At 47.7% G+C, this 17,912-nt stretch carries 19 protein-coding genes; 13 read left to right on the top strand and 6 right to left on the bottom strand.

Features of this window, described 5'->3' with window-relative positions; genetic code table 11:
* Positions 1-166: 166 nt before the first annotated feature.
* From U2F10_RS22270 to U2F10_RS22290, 5 genes are all read left to right on the top strand, one after another.
* Positions 167-424 carry a hypothetical protein gene (locus U2F10_RS22270; RefSeq protein ID WP_006516958.1) on the top strand — a complete coding sequence of 86 codons (258 nt, stop codon included), beginning with the start codon at positions 167-169 and terminating at the stop codon, positions 422-424.
* Positions 425-1,240 carry a prepilin peptidase gene (locus tag U2F10_RS22275; protein ID WP_163659958.1) on the top strand — a complete coding sequence of 272 codons (816 nt, stop codon included), beginning with the start codon at positions 425-427 and terminating at the stop codon, positions 1,238-1,240.
* 91 nt (positions 1,241-1,331) lie between these two features.
* Positions 1,332-2,270: an acetyl-CoA carboxylase, carboxyltransferase subunit beta gene (accD, locus tag U2F10_RS22280; protein ID WP_499873546.1), complete on the top strand. Its 939-nt coding sequence runs from the start codon at positions 1,332-1,334 to the stop codon at positions 2,268-2,270.
* 240 nt (positions 2,271-2,510) lie between these two features.
* Positions 2,511-3,026 carry a photosystem II cytochrome c-550 gene (psbV, locus tag U2F10_RS22285; protein WP_006516955.1) on the top strand — a complete coding sequence of 172 codons (516 nt, stop codon included), beginning with the start codon at positions 2,511-2,513 and terminating at the stop codon, positions 3,024-3,026.
* Between the two features lie 172 nt (positions 3,027-3,198).
* Positions 3,199-4,341, top strand: coding sequence for an extracellular solute-binding protein (locus U2F10_RS22290; RefSeq protein ID WP_499873335.1), 1,143 nt, complete (start codon positions 3,199-3,201; stop codon positions 4,339-4,341).
* Here the strand turns inward: U2F10_RS22290 and U2F10_RS22295 are convergent.
* The 3 genes from U2F10_RS22295 to U2F10_RS22305 all read right to left on the bottom strand — a co-directional run bounded on the left by U2F10_RS22295 (position 4,338) and on the right by U2F10_RS22305 (position 8,344).
* Positions 4,338-5,006, bottom strand: coding sequence for a hypothetical protein (locus U2F10_RS22295; protein ID WP_163698686.1), 669 nt, complete (start codon positions 5,004-5,006; stop codon positions 4,338-4,340). The two genes, U2F10_RS22290 and U2F10_RS22295, sit on opposite strands and share 4 nt — an antisense overlap.
* A 79-nt stretch (positions 5,007-5,085) precedes the next feature.
* Positions 5,086-7,788 (bottom strand): TIGR03960 family B12-binding radical SAM protein, encoded by a 2,703-nt coding sequence (locus tag U2F10_RS22300; RefSeq protein WP_499873336.1) that lies wholly within the window; start codon positions 7,786-7,788, stop codon positions 5,086-5,088.
* A gap of 235 nt (positions 7,789-8,023) precedes the next feature.
* Positions 8,024-8,344: an STAS domain-containing protein gene (locus U2F10_RS22305; RefSeq protein ID WP_163659950.1), complete on the bottom strand. Its 321-nt coding sequence runs from the start codon at positions 8,342-8,344 to the stop codon at positions 8,024-8,026.
* Positions 8,345-8,701: 357 nt separating this feature from the next.
* Here U2F10_RS22305 and U2F10_RS22310 point away from each other — a divergent pair, with 357 nt between their 5' ends.
* On the top strand, positions 8,702-8,896 hold the full coding sequence (locus U2F10_RS22310) for a hypothetical protein (RefSeq protein WP_006516950.1): 195 nt from the start codon (positions 8,702-8,704) through the stop codon (positions 8,894-8,896).
* An 80-nt stretch (positions 8,897-8,976) separates the two neighbouring features.
* On the opposite strand, the gene U2F10_RS22315 is transcribed toward U2F10_RS22310, so the two are convergent.
* Positions 8,977-9,408: a hypothetical protein gene (locus U2F10_RS22315; RefSeq protein WP_163659948.1), complete on the bottom strand. Its 432-nt coding sequence runs from the start codon at positions 9,406-9,408 to the stop codon at positions 8,977-8,979.
* A 399-nt stretch (positions 9,409-9,807) separates the two neighbouring features.
* On the opposite strand from U2F10_RS22315, the gene clpS reads away from it, so the two are divergent.
* Both clpS and U2F10_RS22325 read left to right on the top strand, forming a co-directional pair.
* Positions 9,808-10,098, top strand: a complete 291-nt coding sequence (gene clpS, locus U2F10_RS22320) for an ATP-dependent Clp protease adapter ClpS (protein ID WP_006516948.1) — start codon at positions 9,808-9,810, stop codon at positions 10,096-10,098.
* Positions 10,099-10,156: 58 nt separating this feature from the next.
* Entirely contained in the window at positions 10,157-11,008 is an 852-nt protein-coding gene (locus U2F10_RS22325) for a CPBP family intramembrane glutamic endopeptidase (protein ID WP_163659946.1), read from the top strand.
* Here the strand turns inward: U2F10_RS22325 and argF are convergent.
* Positions 10,989-11,912 carry an ornithine carbamoyltransferase gene (gene argF / locus U2F10_RS22330; RefSeq protein WP_163659944.1) on the bottom strand — a complete coding sequence of 308 codons (924 nt, stop codon included), beginning with the start codon at positions 11,910-11,912 and terminating at the stop codon, positions 10,989-10,991. The genes U2F10_RS22325 and argF overlap by 20 nt on opposite strands.
* 106 nt (positions 11,913-12,018) lie before the next feature.
* On the opposite strand from argF, the gene U2F10_RS22335 reads away from it, so the two are divergent.
* Positions 12,019-12,633 carry a class I SAM-dependent methyltransferase gene (locus tag U2F10_RS22335; protein WP_163659942.1) on the top strand — a complete coding sequence of 205 codons (615 nt, stop codon included), beginning with the start codon at positions 12,019-12,021 and terminating at the stop codon, positions 12,631-12,633.
* A 41-nt stretch (positions 12,634-12,674) separates the two neighbouring features.
* On the opposite strand, the gene U2F10_RS22340 is transcribed toward U2F10_RS22335, so the two are convergent.
* The gene (locus tag U2F10_RS22340; RefSeq protein ID WP_006516944.1) at positions 12,675-13,004 is read right to left on the bottom strand and encodes a hypothetical protein; all 330 of its coding nucleotides are present in this window, start codon (positions 13,002-13,004) and stop codon (positions 12,675-12,677) included.
* A 439-nt stretch (positions 13,005-13,443) separates the two neighbouring features.
* Here U2F10_RS22340 and U2F10_RS22345 point away from each other — a divergent pair, with 439 nt between their 5' ends.
* From U2F10_RS22345 to U2F10_RS22360, 4 genes are all read left to right on the top strand, one after another.
* Positions 13,444-14,601: a DegT/DnrJ/EryC1/StrS family aminotransferase gene (locus U2F10_RS22345; protein WP_163659940.1), complete on the top strand. Its 1,158-nt coding sequence runs from the start codon at positions 13,444-13,446 to the stop codon at positions 14,599-14,601.
* 29 nt (positions 14,602-14,630) lie between these two features.
* A complete protein-coding gene (crtB, locus tag U2F10_RS22350; protein ID WP_163659937.1) occupies positions 14,631-15,575 on the top strand; it encodes a cyanoexosortase B in 945 nt (314 codons plus the stop codon).
* Between the two features lie 49 nt (positions 15,576-15,624).
* Positions 15,625-16,314, top strand: coding sequence for a cyanoexosortase B system-associated protein (locus U2F10_RS22355; protein ID WP_499060736.1), 690 nt, complete (start codon positions 15,625-15,627; stop codon positions 16,312-16,314).
* A gap of 141 nt (positions 16,315-16,455) precedes the next feature.
* Entirely contained in the window at positions 16,456-17,868 is a 1,413-nt protein-coding gene (locus U2F10_RS22360; protein WP_499060735.1) for a polysaccharide biosynthesis/export family protein, read from the top strand.
* Positions 17,869-17,912: the final 44 nt, after the last annotated feature.

A 17,912-nucleotide genomic window follows, 5' to 3' on the forward strand; every position in this document is an offset into this window, starting at 1 on the left:
TATTAGCAGACATAGGGTATCTTCAGCAAATGAATTGCTGAATTCGTTATAAATTCAGGTCAGTTCCATCACATACGTACTATCGAGCTAGAGGGAGTATTCAGTCGTGTCATCTTTACAGCGACCAGAGTACAGTAGCCATGGTGAGGCGGCAGTGCACCCCAGCGTGGCAGCAACCGGGCTGAGCCGTAGCCCGCTGAACTTAAGGTCTCCATCGTCAATGTTAGACCCCGCACTATTGCGGGCTGCCCGTCACATTTATCGCACCTACTATGAGGTGCATCCTGAGGTGGTAGAGCGTCCCATTGGTGTGGCCATTGGCCGCACTACCCGCCGTGGCAAGCTTATCTTTGGTCCTAAGCCTGTGCTGTTGCCCCACGAGAGCTTTATCCCTTTAACTCAATTGGAGCCCGGCTTGCACTAGATGCTAGACAGCCTGGTCATCTATTTATTTGTCTTTGTTCTAGGGGCTTCCATTGGGAGTTTTCTGAACGTTGTTATTTATCGGTTGCCAGCTGGAATCTCACTCCTGTCCCCGCCCTCTCGCTGTCCCCGCTGTTTCACCCGTCTAAAGCTCTATGACAATGTGCCAGTGGTGGGCTGGTTGTGGCTGCGTGGACGCTGTCGATATTGTCGAGCGTCGATCCCGATGCGATATCCCCTGGTGGAGTTGATGAGTGGTCTGCTGTATATCGCTCTATTTCTCAGATTTGGTTGGAACCTCGAAACGCCTATTTATTGGGGGTTAACCACCTGGCTAGTGGCACTCACTTTAATTGACATTGATACGCTCACGCTGCCTAATGCATTGACGATGTCAGGTGTGTGTCTAGGCTGGCTAGCTCAAGTACTGTTGGCAACTGGGCAAACTCCTGAGCAAACTGTGGCCTCAGCTTTGGTCGCCAGTGTTGGCGCTAGTATTTTGGGTCTGTGGTTATTTGATGGCATCAGTTTGCTCGGGGCCGTTGCGGTTGGTAAGACGGTGATGGGTGGGGGCGATGGCAAGCTGGCAGCTATGTTAGGAGCCTGGTTAGGTTGGCAGGGATTATTGCTGAGTATGCTACTGGCTTCGTTTATGGGTGCCATGAGTGGTGGGCTGGGGATAGCGTTGGGGGTACTAGATCGTCGCCAACCTATTCCCTTCGGACCATTTTTAGCCTTCGGTGCAGGAATTAGCGTATTTTTTGGGAATGCATTGATACAGGCCTATTTGGGGCTTTTTTTTGAAGGCCATTTGTAATCTATGGCAACAAGAAAATCTCTATGGACTATTCCAGGGGGGTGGGCGAGCCGGTAGGATTGGAGAACGCTATGTATCGAGAACAGGGTCTATGTCCCTCTTTGACTGGTTTGCAAACCGTAAGAAAGAAAGCCCCATTAGCCAAGATCGTCAGGAACGCGAAATTGCCGATGGTTTATGGACTAAGTGTGATCAGTGTGGGGTGCTGACTTACACCAAGGATTTGCGGGCTAACCAGATGGTTTGTCCGGAATGTGACTATCATTACCGTGTCTTTAGTGATGAGCGGATCGTACAGCTGATCGATACAGATACTTGGCAACCTCTGAATGAGCAAATTGAACCTAAGGATCCCTTGCGATTTCGCGATCGCAAAGCCTATAGTGATCGGCTGCGCGATATGCAGAGCAAGACCAATCTCAACGATGGTGTGCAAACCGGTGTTGGTCAGATCAACGGCGAAGGAATTGCCTTGGGCGTTATGGACTTTCGCTTTATGGGCGGTAGCATGGGCTCAGTTGTCGGTGAAAAGATTGCCCGTTTAATTGAGCATGCGACTGCGGTGCAGTTACCTGTAGTGATTGTCTGCGCCTCAGGCGGGGCGCGTATGCAAGAAGGCATGTTAAGCCTCATGCAGATGGCTAAAATTTCAGCTGCCTTGGAACGTCATCGTGACAGCCGTTTACTCTACATGCCAATTCTGACCCATCCCACTACAGGAGGTGTGACGGCCAGTTTTGCCATGTTGGGCGACATTATCTTGGCTGAGCCAAAAGCGACCATTGGTTTTGCAGGGCGTCGTGTGGTGGAACAGACATTGAGAGAAAAGCTACCGGACGACTTTCAAACGGCAGAATATCTCCTTAAGCATGGATTTATCGATAAAATTGTGCCGCGTACCCAGCTAAAAGACACCATTGCGCAGCTGATTCGCTTACATAAATTGCCTGTAGCGTCTGCCTCGCTGAGTCATGTATCACTCGATAGAGTTGCCAATGGTCACCTTGTGCCGATCAAACCGGTTATATAGTCAAGCTTTTAACTGTCTTGGGAATTGACCCTATCGGTGGCATGATAGGTATTAACTATTGGCTACCTGAAATAAATTTTGTCCACGCCCACACCTATAGTTTTCCATTGCAGGAGCTGTAGATTACAACTTGGACGTTATTTATCAGATAGCTGCAAATCGCGAGCTTAGCCTGATTATTGGGCTTATGGCTTTGTGCTGTGTTGCGTCTTTTACGGGCGATCCATTTCGAGGAGAATCATGTTGAAAAAGTGCATTTGGCTGGTGGTCGCGGCTGTTTTTCTTGTCGGTAACCTATTTGTAGGTGGCAACGCGATGGCGGCTGAGCTGGATGAAAATATCCGTACCATTCCCCTGAATGAGCAGGGTGACACAGTTGTGCTTTCCCTAGAGCAGGTTTCCCAGGGCCGGAGAAAGTTTAATTACGCCTGTGCAACTTGTCATGTGCAAGGTATCACCAAGACCAATCCAAACGTTGGTTTAGAACCTGAAGCTCTAGAAGGTGCTTATCCCAATCGTAACAATCTAGAAGCTCTAGTTGATTATTTGCATAACCCAACTACCTATGATGGGTTGACTGAAATTTCTGAGCTACACCCCAGTACCCAGAGTACTGATATCTTCCCGAAGATGCGAAGCCTGACTGAAGACGACTTGGTTTCCATTGCCGGTTACATTCTGCTACAACCCAAGGTCATGGGTGATATGTGGGGTGCTGGTAAGATCCGGTTTTCTGCACCTGCTACTTTTGACTAATTTTTGAGTGGGTTCTTTGTTAGGGCCTTTGTTATTAAACCGTGATAAGAGGGTGAGGTTGTCAAACCTTGTCCTCTTTTTTGCGATCGCAAGATTCGCAATTTTTTAGTGTTCTACATTGGATGGTGTTCACCTATTAAGCTAGGTTAGATAGGCAGTTTCGCAAAGCACGATGGTAAAACGACGCACGGTAATGTTGGGATTGCTGGGGTTAGGGACTGCTGTTGCCAGTTGTCGTTCCAGTGCGTCTGCCTCCTTAAAAGTAAAAGTGCTGGCTCGATCGGTGCCCGCTCAAGTCTTAAAAGCCTTTAGTCGGGACACACTAACTCACTTTGAGTCTGAGCTTAATCTCATTGATATTTATCAACAGTTGCAGTGGTGGCAGGCTCGTTCCCCAATGACTCCCCCCCTGTGGCGGCGGTTGATTCCCATCGGTCACTCATCCAGCCAAGATGCAACAAAGCCCCCACCCGTGGGGGCTCATCTTGTGACCTTGAGCGATCCTTGGCTAGAGCATGCAATTCGTCAGGACTTAATTCAACCATTACCAGACTTTCCCTTGGCCTATGCCTTGCCTGAGCCCTGGCAAAAATTGCTGCGCCGTGATCGTGAGGGGTACTCCAGTGAGCGCGGTAAGCTCTGGGCTGTTCCCTATCGCACCCAAGGATTGATGATTGCTTATCAAAAGCCCATCTTTCAAACCAACACCAATAATAAGCCCATTACCAAATGGGCAGATCTGTGGCGGCCTGAATTAACCGGGCGCATTGCGATGCCCAATCAACCTAGACTGGCAATTGCCATTGTCCTAAAAGCACTCCGATATTCCGTCAATGATGAAGCCGCATTGCTTCGAGATGATGTTCAAGAGCAGCTGCTGGCCCTTTATCGACAGGTTAAAGTGTTTGATTCTCAGGCGTATTTAAAGGCCCTGGTGAATGAAGATGTTTGGCTGGCGGTGGGGTGGAGCGGTGATATTTTAGCGACGCTAGTACGCTATCGACGGCTAGGTGCTGTTCATCCTCAAGAAGGAACGGTGTTAACGAGTGATTTGTGGGTTGCTCCGACTAACGCAAAACTTACGGAAGAGGCCCAAGCTTGGATGGAGTTTTGCTGGCAGATGCCGATTGCGACTGAAATTTCTGTGTCTAGCTATGGGGTGTCTCCATCATTTTTCTTGCCGGATGTGAAGGTGCCTGAACAGCTATCTCAGCAGACGCTATTGGTACCCGGTCATGGAGAGGTTCTGTTGCCGCTATCAAGACGTGGGCAAACAAATATAGAAACATTATTGAGCGTTGAGGCCGAGGGTTAAAGCTGCCGTCTACCGCGGATTGCGCCCTGGCCAAAATAGTTCAGCTCGACAACGCATTGTGGTGTGTAAGTTGCTTCATTAGTTGCGGCGTTTCTGTCCGAAAAATCACATACATGTAACCCGACCAAGCGATTTCCAGTGAATACCCTCAGCTGATAGCCGTAATCCTTAGTGCTTTCTCCAAACTGATTGATGAGTGAATATCGTTCTAGATAATTTAATAATGGCCAAAGCTGACCGTTGACGATGATATCCACATGGGGGGTAGATCCCTCGGTCTGGATGCTGGCTCCGCTGTCTAGGTTAGTGTTTCCATAGGCTCTCCAGCTATCAATTAGGCGGCTGTTGATAGCTTCTCCTACTACCTGCTGCTGCCACCACAAACTCGGAATTGAAAAATGTTCAGGGGATGGATTGTCGTCAGTTGCGATCGCGCCATCATCTGTCCGGGGCTCTTGGCCATTGAGCTGACACATGGCCTCTAAATCTTCTGCCAGTAATACCCGAGGAGACTGTGTGTTGTCCGTTGAGCTATCTTCTGTTCTAGGGCGCTCAGCACTAAGCTGACAGTCTATGCGCTGCACTGCTGCTGATTGTGCCACAGCATAGGGCCCAGGCAACAATAGATACAGGCTTGAAATCGCTGACCACACCATAAGTTTCATGTCTAGCACATTCCAATTCTTAGATATACAGACGTTGCATGTAACGTCTCTCCACGGATTTTACTAATGGCTTGAGCTTTTACGTCAGAATTAACTGTTGGCGATGCACATGGCCTAATACTAACGAAGAAGCGGTTGCATCTTCCCGTTGTCGTTCTAGCATACGCAGCATCTGCTCGGGACGCAGCATATTGCCATCATTCCGGCAGCTGCCTACATATCGAATAACCACATCCCCTGTAGTCGTTAGCTTATGAATAACCCTGCTGGGCAAATGAGAGGGTAGAGTCCCGACTACTTCTACGGTATGCAATCGTTCTCTGAGGTTGATTTGCTTGACCTTGCCTGACTTTGTTGTATGGGTATCAATAATTTCATCTGTGGCTAGGATGCGATCAATCAACGCCTGCCAATTCAGAGCCTGTCCTTCTTGTTGTGTGGTGATGGCTAGTAAATAGTCAGCTTGGTTGAGGGCTTTAGTGGCTGATGGAGCTTTGATATCGACTTCCTGAACGTCATAAATAGGCAGGCTATCTGATAGCTGTACCTGTAGCCGCTGTCTAAAATCAGTACGGTCCATTTGCTCAGTCAGTTCGAAGTCAACTACTTCTCCTGTGCTGGTTGCGCCAAGGGATAGAGCATTTGCTGGAGCAATACGGGGGCCAGGATGGTAGCCTCCTGTAAACGAAATTGGCAGAGCAGCTCGTCTGACAGCCCGGTCAAGCATTCTGGCCAAATCCAAGTGGCCAATGAGTGCCATGTCCCCTAGTTTGCCGAGAGTCACCCGCAGCCGTTGCACCCGCTCAGATTTGGGCTTGCTATGGCCCTCGAAGGAAGGAATCGGTAAGGGTGGAATAACAATGTTATGGCCGAAGTCAGTGCCACACACGCCGCAATGGGAGCAGCCTTCAAAGGAACAATCAGGCACGATGGCTGCTGCCATTGCGCGGCGAAGGTCATCTTGCAGCCAAGTTTTATCAATGCCTGTATCTAGATGGTCCCAAGGCAGTGGAGCATCCATTGCCACTTGCCAACGATGCAGATTCTCTACTTGAGTCGCATTCTCTGCTTGATCTACACTCTCGTTTTCTAAAGACTCTCCCAGATTCCATTCTCCCTGCTCAACCTGGCGATACTTCCAGGTGAGGCCAGCATCCTCAATGGCTTGAGTCCAAGCATTAAAAGCTCGTTCTAGGCTCTCCCACCAGGCATCCATACCTGCCCCCAGCTCCCAGGCTCGACGGACCACCTTCGACAGTCGTCGATCACCTCGGCCCACAAAGTCTTCCATGGCCGAAATACGCACATCGGTGAAGTTGACCTTGACTCCACGAATTGACCGAAATGTTTCCCGAAGCATGGCTTGTTTCCGTTCAAACTCGCTAGTAGAAACAGAATGCCACTGAAAGGGAGTATGGGGCTTGGGGGTGAAATTAGAAACCGTAATGTTGAAATTCAAAGACCTCCGGCCTTTGATACGACATTCCCGTCGCAGCCATTGGATAGTTTCAGCAATGCCTAGCACATCGACATCTGTTTCCCCTGGCAGACCAATCATGAAGTACAGTTTTACCTTGTCCCAGCCCTGCTCATGGGCAGTTTTAACGCCGCGCAGGAGTTCCTCATTAGTCAGGCCTTTGTTAATAATGTCCCGCATGCGCTGTGTGCCTGCTTCTGGGGCAAAGGTGAGGCCAGTTTTGCGGGTGCCACCGACTATGTGAGCGATATTTTCATCAAATCGGTCGACTCGCTGACTGGGTAAAGACAGGGACACATTGTCGTTTTTAAGTCGATTTTTCACTTCGACACCTACTGCAGGCAGCGCCAAATAGTCTGAGCAGCTGAGAGAAAGTAGGGAAAATTCGTTGTAGCCTGTTGCCCGCATCCCCCGTTCAATAGTGTCGATTACCTCTTCAGGCGCAACATCACGGGCCGGTCGTGTCAGCATTCCTGGTTGGCAAAAACGGCAGCCCCGGGTACAGCCCCGGCGAATTTCAATGGTGAGCCGATCGTGGACAGTTTGCACATGGGGTACTAACCCGATGGAATAGTCGGGAATCGGGGTGGCGACTCGACGGAGAATGCGCTTAGGGACATCCTCTCGATTGGGATGTACTGAGCCATCATCGGCCATGTCGTAAAACTGGGGCACATAGACTCCTGGCACCTGGGCCAGGTCTAGCAAGATCTCTTGTCGAGTCATTCCTGCTGTTTTGCCTTCTTCAAGTACTAAACCAATTTCTGGCAATAGCTCTTCGCCATCTCCCAAGGCGATAAAGTCAAAAAAGTCGGCGTAGGGTTCAGGGTTAGACGTGGCGGTTTGGCCACCTGCAAAAATCATGGGCCAGCTAGATTCGTTCCAGAGACCATCGCTATTGCGCTCTTGCCAAGTAAGAGGAATCCCTGCCAGGGTCAACATTTCCAAAATATTGGTGGCACCCAGTTCATAACTGAGGCTAAAGCCCAAAATATCAAAATCGGTCAGTGGTCGACGGGACTCAACAGCAAACAGAGATGTGTCGGTTTCTGTTAGCTTTTGTACCAAGTCTGAACCAGGAAGATAGGCGCGATCGCAGAGCTGTCGAGGCTGCTGATTGATAATGCTGTAGAGAATGATATGGCCCAGATTTGAGGCCCCTACCTCATAGACTTCTGGATACGTTAAAACCCATCGGATTGTAGCTGTTTCCCATGGTTTATTAACTGCTCCTAACTCATTACCTAAATAACGGGCAGGACGAGCAATATCTGGAGTAATCAGTTGGTCTACAGCAATAGCCACGGCAATGGAAAAAGCAACTCAGACCTAAACTATAACTGATTCTTAAGTGCTGCGAATGTTGTGCCTTGGTGGGTAGAGCGCTAACTAGAAGCACAGCCAATTCATAATAGCGAGGCGACGGTCAACATGTTGACCGTCGCCTCGCCAGCGATATTTATAAATTTGTGCGGTCCTGCATTATCAATCAGCTATGTATCAAGACCGAAGGGAACAAGAATAATTGCAGTTAATCAATCTAAGCAGCCAGTAAATCTTGACTGTCTATCATTAAAACAGCACGATCAACTTGAGCTAGCTCAAACACGATACGTACGCGAGGAGCAACATCACATAGGCTCAACCGCTTCCGGTGACGCTTAGCTGTGTCACATCCGGCCAACAGTGCGACTAATCCAGAATTATCTACACTGTCTACTGCTGCCATATCGATCGCTACCTCGCTAGCACTTTCAGATGTGATAGCAGTTAGCATTTCCTCTTTAAATGCGTCAGCGTTGGCAGATGTTAAAGCGCCCATAGGTCGCACAACCTGAACTGATGTTTCAACGCTATTCATATTCTGTCTCCTATCAGTTTGATTAGATTAAATTAATTGTCTGACTACGACCTTTCCATATGTTGTTGAAGCTAACTTGGCAAATCTAAGCTTGCCCAGATGCCTACCACCTATTTGTGGAATCTTAATGTCTAGCCCATCTCTTTGAAGTTTCCAGAAAGTTGCTCCATCAAACGGTAGCAACAGCTACGTCATGAGGGTAATGCCCTTGGGTTGGCATGTTGGGTGATGTGGATCACTGAGTTAACTAACTCCAGAAGTTTCACTTGAGATACCCCCAAGTAGTGACAACCATGTTCCAGATGGAAAATGGTCCTTGGAATGTAAATACTGATGCAAAGCCTGCTATAAGTCATCATGCACTCGTTTGCTATTCGCCACCTGGTTGAGAAAGCTCTTTATACAAAGCAGCTAACTCCAGATATTGAAGAACAAATCAACTCCGAGCTTTCACGCCTGGGTTACATATCAGAAGTTGACTATGAAGCCCTCGAACTTCTGATGAGTGAAATGGATGAAGGCCGTATCAAGTTAGTGCCAACTGTTCGATAGTTGGCACCAAAGATATCAATGATATGGATACTGCCCTAATGTTGCACCCATTCAAAACTGATTAAACTGAATCTTATTTTTTATCGTATTGAGAGCAGCTTCGTAGATGACTGAGAAGCATCATTATTTGAGCTCCCAGGGTTCCAACATGTGTGCAGAAAGTGTTGAAAATGCTGCTTCGCCAGATCTTCAGAGTCATTATTGTCTGCGATCCGTAGATAGAAAAGCAAAGCAAAAAAGTCTGTATCGAATGCTAGCTTGAACCTATCCATCGGCCAGACAAGGTCAGGAGCTGTTTTTAGATCGTAGAGGTCTAAGTTACAAGTTTCGGGCTTGGCAGCGGCTTCTGCGATCATCATTTGCTGTTGCCGAGACCCATAGGGAAGATTGCATACCAGCATTAAGGGGCGGCACCACAAGCGTACCGAACCAGCCAATTGAATTGCCTCAGCATAGAGACGCTGATCTAAACATTCCAGGTAAACGATTTGCCCAGGGTTTATGCTAACCATGTTGAAAAAGGAGTTTCAATAAAAACGTTATAGATGGGTCGATACAAGGTGAGCTAAATTCTCAAACCATCACCCTGTAGGGGAAGAAATGGATAAGAGACCATTTATATGGCTCTAGGAGATGAAAAAATTCAAATTTTGTTAAATTAGCTAATAAACTACCATTAAGCGTGTTGAGAAACATTTACTTAGATTATTTCTTTGTTGCTTTTAAAGCTTGTGGTAATTTTCAAGGACGTGCAATGCCTTATCCAAAGCTTTGTTTAGAGGTTTATGCCTGAGTTTTTAGATAAGTTCTGGTTAAAATTAAAAACAGTGTGTGTGGCTTGATTAGGAGTGGCACTCCGAGGTAGCCGTCTGTCATAAAGAAATTTGCTTGATTAACGATTGGATAAGGTCATGGTGTCTACTGGGACAATTGAGAAGACAGTTACGTCAAATAAGCGGCAGCATGCTCCTCGCTATAGGGTTTTACTGCACAACGATGATTTCAACTCTATGGAGTATGTAGTGGAATCTTTGGTTAAGACTGTGCCCAGTCTTTCAGTGCCGCAGGCAGTCGATATTATGATGCAGGCCCATAATGCGGGCGTTGGTTTGGTGATTGTTTGTGAGTTAGAACACGCTGAGTTTTATAGTGAAATGCTGCGTTCTAAGGGGCTTACAAGTACTATTGAGCCTGATGAGTAAGACTCAATAGCTTGATTATGATCAGATTTTTTACTCCAACCATGGCTGCTTAACCACAATGGTCAAGCAGATTCAGCTATATCGACGCTTAATGCATGCTCCGTTAGCTTGGCGGATCATCGCTTTCTTGGTGACATTGGTCATTCTATGGACCCCCTTCGCATTAACTTTTTACAGCATAGGAGGTTTGACCGGGCAGTCTGATGTAATGAATGCGCTAGCGTTGATTGCTCTATATGGTTGTTTCCTCGGCCATGCTTGGTTTTGGGGGCGTTGGGGTCATGCTTGGCCTAAGCCTTTTCAAACATATGGGTTAGTCTGCTGTCAGCGCTTCTTTTGCGATTTAGCGTTTGCTGTTGCATTTGGTTTTGCCTTGGTATGTCTCCTATTTGGGATAGAAGTATTGTGTGGTTGGGCCAACTTTCATCCTCAACCTCTAACGAGGATTGCTGTAGAAGGCTTAGCCGTAGGTCTGGCTTTTGGTTTTGCAGAGGAACTGTTATTCCGTGGCTGGTTGCAAACTGAGCTTCAACAAAATTTGCCCAGGTCTCAGGCAATTGTTTGGAGCAGTTTGATTTTTGCTATCGCCCATTTCATTAAGCCATTACCTGACATTTTGAGAACGTCCCCCCAGTTTTTAGGATTGCTTCTCTTGGGACTTATTTTGGGATGTGGGCGCTATCTATATTTTCGGAAGCGCTCTTTTGCCAGTTTAGGGTTGCCAATGGGGTTTCATGGAGGCCTCATATGGGGCTACTACATTGTAGATGTGGGGGATTTAGTTCTTCCCTCAGGGCAGGTACCTGAATGGGTGACGGGCATCCATGGTAATCCTCTCTCTGGAATCCTGGGGATGTCAATTCTAGTTTGTTTGACAGCTTATGTCTGCTTTAAGCTGCGCTCAAAATAGCTGCTAGTAGAGCCTTTTGAGCATGGAGTCGATTTTCAGCTTGGTCCCAAATACGAGATTGGGAGCTTTCCATGACATCGTGGGTAATTTCTTCACCGCGATGAGCTGGTAGACAGTGGAGGACTATGGCCTGCTCGTTAGCCAAATCAAGCATGGCCTGGTTGATTTGATAGGGCTGAAACTTAGGAATTCTAGACTCTGCTTCTGCTTCTTCGCCCATGCTGGCCCAAACATCTGTGTAAAGTGCATGGCTTGCTTCTACAGCAGCTTTAGGATCAGTGGTAATAATCACCTCACTACGTCCCTGACTAAGTTCTATTGCTTGCTTCACAACGGTTGGATTAGGGGCGTAGCCATCTGGTGTTGCGACGCGAATATGCACGCCTGCCAGGGCGCAACCTAGCATTAAAGAATGGGCGACATTATTTCCGTCTCCCAGGTAGGACATGGTTAAGTTCTCTAGGGTGCCGAACGCTTCTTTGAGGGTGAGCAGATCTGCCAAAATCTGGCATGGATGTTCCAGATCAGTCAGGGCATTGATCACTGGGATGGAGGCGTATTCAGCAAATTCTTCTATTTCAGATTGTGCAAAGGTACGAATGGCGACTATATCCAGATAGCGATCGAGAACGCGTGCAGTGTCTGCGGTGGGTTCTCCACGCCCTATCTGGGTGACGCCGGCATTGAGATCCAGAACTTGACCGCCCAGTTGATACATGGCCACTGAAAAACTCACACGGGTACGCGTGGATGCTTTGGAAAATACCAAGCCCAGTACCTTGTTCAGGCATTTGGGCCGTTTGGTGCCATCTTTGAGTTGGGCTGCCAAGGCGAGTAGTCCGTGTAGTTCTGTACTGGTTAAATCTGCCATGCTAAGCAGATTCCGTCCCTTCAGTGAGTCCATAGCATCTTTGGTGAAATTGGTAGAGTCAACAAGATACTACTATTTAGCCTGAACAGGCGATATTGATGTTTTAGGGGGATGTCCTAAAAATTTTTGGAGTTAAAGTATGGGCCTTTATTCACGTATAGTTTTTCCGCGCTTACTAGATCTGACAATGTCAGGACAAGAGTTAAATGACTATCGTCAATCCCTACTACAGTCTGTGAAGGGCCAGGTGCTGGAAATTGGCTTTGGCACAGGGTTGAATGTGTCTTATTACAGTGATGAGGTGACAGCGTTAACTGCCATTGATCCTAACGAAGGGATGGCTGCGATCGCAAACCCACGGATTCAAGACTCAACCGTAGATATCACCTTAAAAACAGCCAGTGCTGAGGCGTTACCCATGGCCACTGAAAGCTTTGATGCGGTGGTGTGTACTTGGACTCTGTGCAGCATTCCCAATGTTGAAAAGGCCTTGACGGAGGTGTACAGAGTACTCCGGCCAGGAGGAAAATTTTTCTTTATTGAACATGGTCTAAGTCCAGAACGTGGTGTGGGTACCTGGCAGCGTCGGATTACACCGCTCCAGCGACGTATTGCCGATGGCTGTCGTCTAGACCAACCTATGGCTACCCTCGTTAAGGCTGTTTTTGACCAAATGGAGTGTGAAGAGTTTTATTCCAGGGATTTGCCGAAGCTGATTGGCTATTTCTATAGGGGGATAGCAACTAAGGGGTAACGCTAACCGTCTTGATGTAGATAAGCTTGCTGTATACAAGCTCATGTCTTCCCTTTAAAGATTTGCGCGGTTGCGATCGCAATACGCTCAATATCAGCATTCAATAGCGGTGGCCACTCTACTTTGGCGCGTTTTCCTTGCTCATAGAACTGGCGACCTTCATAAGCGAGTTGATGTAAAGCATAGACTAATGGTCGATCTAACTGCTCAGCAGCTTTTAGGTTTTCTGTAATTGACTTTAAAGCTAGTAGTAACGACGTCACTTGTCCGGGGACTGGCGGTTTATACTGCTGTAGCCGTGCCAAAAATGCATCAGATACGGTCAAATCCGCTTGGGTCATCACCACATGTTGAGCTGTTTTAATATCCATAATATGAGAGGGAAGAGAAACTGGGGCAGCACTCTGCTACTACAGGTTCCGCCCACCATAAGGTTAGAAACGACCATCGTCAATTCTGAAGCAGGGACAAAGGGATTTAACAAGCTTCATAGAGACTTTACGATGTCAATATGCCCAATTCTCAAATTAACAAGAGAAACTGGTGAATAGGGGCACAAATATAGCAAACTGCTGGATGCATATCTCCAAAGGAGAGTCTGCGCCAAGCTTACATATACCAGACCCGTACGACTCCTATAGTTCTTCTATGAAAGCTGTGTATGCAGGTGCGGTGTGATTAACCTGCTGTTTCCACAGGTGTCACTGGGTTTTAATAGGGAACATTTTATAAATGGCAGCTACTCTACCCGACATCTGTTACTAACAACTGTGGGAGCAAGTGCCAATATTGCAGTAGAAAGTTCACATCATGGCTAGTTCACGCTTTGTTCCCTTTGTTGATTTATGCCAACAGCACGACCCATTGCACTCGGAGCTAATGGCGGCGATAGCGGCTGTGGTGGCTCGGGGTGACTATATTCTAGGTGAGTCAGTCGTTCAATTTGAGCAGGCATTTGCCACTGCCTGTAATGCTTGTCATGGTGTGGGGGTGGGGTCAGGTACCGATGCTTTGACCCTGGGGCTCCAGGCCTGCGGTGTAGGACCTGGGGACCAGGTGATTCTGCCGGTTAATACATTTGTCGCCACCTTAATTGGCGTACTTCAGGTTGGAGCCATTCCTGTCTTTGTAGACTGCGATTTAGAGACTGGGTTGATGGATTTGGCTGCCGCAGAACAGGCGATAACTCGAAGAACTCGAGCGATTATTCCGGTTCATCTTTATGGCCAGATGGTCTCTCCTCAAGCTTTGCGCTCCCTGGCTGAGACGTACGACGTGATTATTTTTGAAGATGCTGCCCAGGCGCACGGCGCAGAACGTGAAGGAAAGAAGGCCGGTAGTGTTGGCTTGGCAGCTGCCTTTAGCTTCTATCCCAGTAAAAACTTGGGAGCTATGGGAGATGGCGGCATGGTCACGACGCAAAATGACCTCGTTGCTCAAACGGTCAGATCGTTGCGTAATTATGGGTCTACCCGTAAGTACTATCACACGGATCCTGGTGGGACTAACAGCCGTCTCGATACGCTACAGGCAGCAATACTACAGATAAAGCTAGCGTATTTGGCGTCATGGAATTGCGATCGCAACCGTCTCGCAAAACTTTATGACGATGCCCTAAAACCCCTGGCTAACTATGGCTTAGTCCCTATGCTGAATCAGAGCGGCAGTGGTCATGTCTATCACCTCTATGTTATCCGCCTAACCCAAGACTGCTCAATTGACCGCACCCGTTTACAGCAGGAATTGGCTACCTGTGAAATTCAATCTGGCATTCACTACCCAGTGCCTTGTCACCTACAGCCTGCGTTTCATAACCTGGGTTATCGCGCTGGTGACTTTCCCGTTGCTGAACAGCTGAGTCAAGAGATTTTATCACTACCCATGTATCCCGGCATGAGTAACGACCAACTACAGTATGTTGTGGAGACCATTGCCGGGGGTGTCCAAGCTTGTCCAGTCTTGATTTAAACCCATAAGAGCAGCGGATATACCCAACTATGATTAGTATTTCTCAATCCAAAGCGTCGCGATGGGCACTTGAGCTTATAGTGATTAGCTGTTTAGTGATTCTTTATGGACCCTTGCTCTATCACTGGGTATGGGATGGTTGGATTAACAAGAATATTAGTATTCAGCATGAATACTTTAGCCACGGCATCTTAGGCATTCCCTTGGCTTGTAAACTCGTTTGGGATAAACGCCAAGACTGGAAAAAGTTGGGTGATGTTTGCCACTGGGCAGGTCTGCTGTGTCTGGCCATAGCCCTGGTGTTTTATACCAGCGGGGTGATAGATGCGGTGAATATATCGTTGCCCCTGATACTGACAGGCTTGCTTTTGTGTCTCAAAGGCCCGTCAGGTTTAAAACTGATGCTGTTCCCCCTGGTACTGATCATTTTTTCTACCCCGACACAGCTGCCCTATCTAATTGAGCCTCATATCTTGCCGCTACAACGATTTATTGCCACCGTGGCCGGAACTATTTTGCACGGTCTTGGTTATGAGGTGGAAGTCAATAACATTTATCTCAGCATGAATCAGCAACTGGTAGAGGTTGCCCCTCACTGTGCAGGCTTAAAGATGCTGTTCACCAGCCTGTACATGGGTCTGGTTCTTACCTATTGGACCGGTCTAAATTGCTCAAGGTTGCGCACAGGAGTTTTTTTTGTGGGCATCATTTCAGTAAGTGTCATCGGTAATATCCTCCGTAATACAATTCTGACTTTCTTTCATGGCAACAGTATGTCAGAGGCTTTTCACTGGCTCCATGACAGCTGGGGCGGCGATGTGTATTCTGCGATTATGTTAGGCTCTCTGGTTTTAATAGTGAATGCTATCCAAAGCCATGTGCCAGAAAGTGTATCCATGAAAACTGTGGCACTCGAAAATGTCCATACAGATGGCAGTCAACCTGCTCAGCAGATGCCTCCCGTCGATTTTTAGCTCGATGTTCCAAGTGTTCACAAAGCTTTTCTCGGGATGTTCGTAACCAATGGCTTTGTCCTTATTGTCTGCAAACTCTAAATCTAGACCTTGGCTAAGGTGGCTAGTCGTAGCGTTACTAGCCGCCATTATTGCCGCCGTTGCCATTCCTCGGTATTTAGGTCAGTGGCCTTGGCACTCACCTCCCGGTGTTGCCCAAATTCGCGATATTCGAGAGCTGAAAGAAACGGGACTTACCTTAAAGGGATGGTCTCAAGATTTCCAACAGAAAATCACCATGGGTGGTTCTCAGTGGTCAGTACAGCAATTGACCCATAGCGATAATGCCACCTCAGAACAAATGGTACTCTTCCTAAAACCCCAGGGGCAGGCAGAGGACCAGCCTCAAGTTGAATGGATTGATTTAAAGGGGGCCCAAAAATGGCAAACTTCTAACCCTCGTCGCTTACGTATAGGAAAGCTAAGCATAGATACGTTTCGAGCTTGGACATCCAACCAAACCTTTGCAGTAGCTCAATGGTATGCACTACCCAAAGGTGGTCATCCTGCTCCCCATCATTGGTTTTGGAGAGATCAAAAATATCAGTGGACTCGAGGCGAACGTCTGCCGTGGGTTGCAGTAAGTCTACTGGTACCGATGCCTCCCCTTGGGGACGTCTCACTCTTCTATGCTGACTTAGAAAGTTTGAGTCAATTAGTGCAAACAGCTTTAGAAGAGGCTGTGTTGACCGCAGTGTAGCCTCTCATTTCATGTCCGCAAACACGGGAATGCATCAACCTATGACGGTACAGCAGATGAGCTAAAGTAGCTACATTGAAAAACCTATGGTTTTCGTGAACTAGCTTTATTTCAAATACGTTTTGTTAATTTTGAGTTGGTATGGTTCTTATCAAAAATGCCAAGGTTTCCCATAGCCCCTGGGATAAGAAGTTCAGCCTGCTAGCTGGGCAACTGTTGCTCAGTACCGTTATTTGGAATCTTTGGCAGAATCCAAGCGTAGCGCAGTTAGCTCCTCTTCCATCAGACACCTCAACAGAGGATGCTGTCCCTATGGATACACCTGAGGAGGATATTGATGAATCTTCCCTGGCTGATGAAGCTGTAGGACCCGAACTCCCGTCGGTGGAAGTCTTAGAGAGCCGCCCAACCTTAGAAGACTTAGATCCTCGCATTCGAACAGGTTCGACTCCAGGATCGGTTGAGCGTAACTTTGATCAGTATCGCTTAGGGCCTGGAGACGGTATTTTTGTTAGTGTTCAACGGTTTCCTGATCTGTCATTTCAAGCAACCCTTGATCAGCAAGGCAACGTGATTTTACCCATTGAGGGCGCTGTGTCTTTGGAAGGCCTCACTCTCAATGAAGCTGAAAATAGAATTCGTGCCGTCTACAACCAATATGTAGTGCTTTCCGAAGTGCGTTCTGTCGGTTTGGCGAATGCTCTTCAGGGGGTACCATATCAGGTCTCAGAGGTCGAACTTAACCGCCGTATTGTTCCCAACTATCAAGCTCTGCGAGCCAATGATCCAAGAAACTATCGGGTCCCTGATGTTACCTTAACGTTGACTGCCCAGCGTGGGGTAGAAGTCATCATGTTAGGAGAAATTGAACGCCCAGGACTCTACCCCTTGGAAGCTCCACGGGTGACTGCCGCCCTCTTGGCTGCTGGTGGTGCTCGTAGTACAGCCGATTTGCGCGAGATACGTATTCAGCGACGTTTGCCTGATAACAGCGTCATTGAAAAGACAGTAGATCTTTACACGCCCGTTCGAGATGGTTTACCTTTTCCCGAGGAGCGCTTAGAGAATGGAGATATCGTTATTATTTCTCGTCTTGATCCGGCGCAAACCCAAGACTATGACGTCAACTTTGTTACCCGTTCTACCCTAGCTCAGCCTGAGATCCTGGTGCGAGTGATTAACTACCCTAGAGGCTCTGTCGGCGGACAACGTTTGCCGAACGGCAGTACATTTGTTGATGCCTTGGTGGGCAATGCTGCCAGGGGAGGGAATGGTATTGGTATCCCTCTGAATCAAGCTAACCTCAGTTCAGTGGCTCTAATTCGCTTTGATCCAGAGCAAGGTGAAGCTGTTGTCACCAAGTTAAACGCCAAAGAGGCCATCCATGGAGATCCCACACAGAATCCCCCACTCAGGGATAACGATGTGATTGTGGTTGGTAGGAACTTTATTAACCGAATTACCTTTGCCATAGATACGATTACGCAACCTTTTCAAGATATTCTCAGCTTTGTACTCTTTTTCGATGGCATTTTTGATCGCGACATCTTTTGATTAGTCGTTGTCCGTATTCACAGCATGCCCTAGCAAAGAGGTAT

Source organism: Leptothoe sp. EHU-05/26/07-4 (assembly GCF_043421015.1).
GTDB lineage: Bacteria > Cyanobacteriota > Cyanobacteriia > Phormidesmidales > Phormidesmidaceae > Leptothoe > Leptothoe turfae.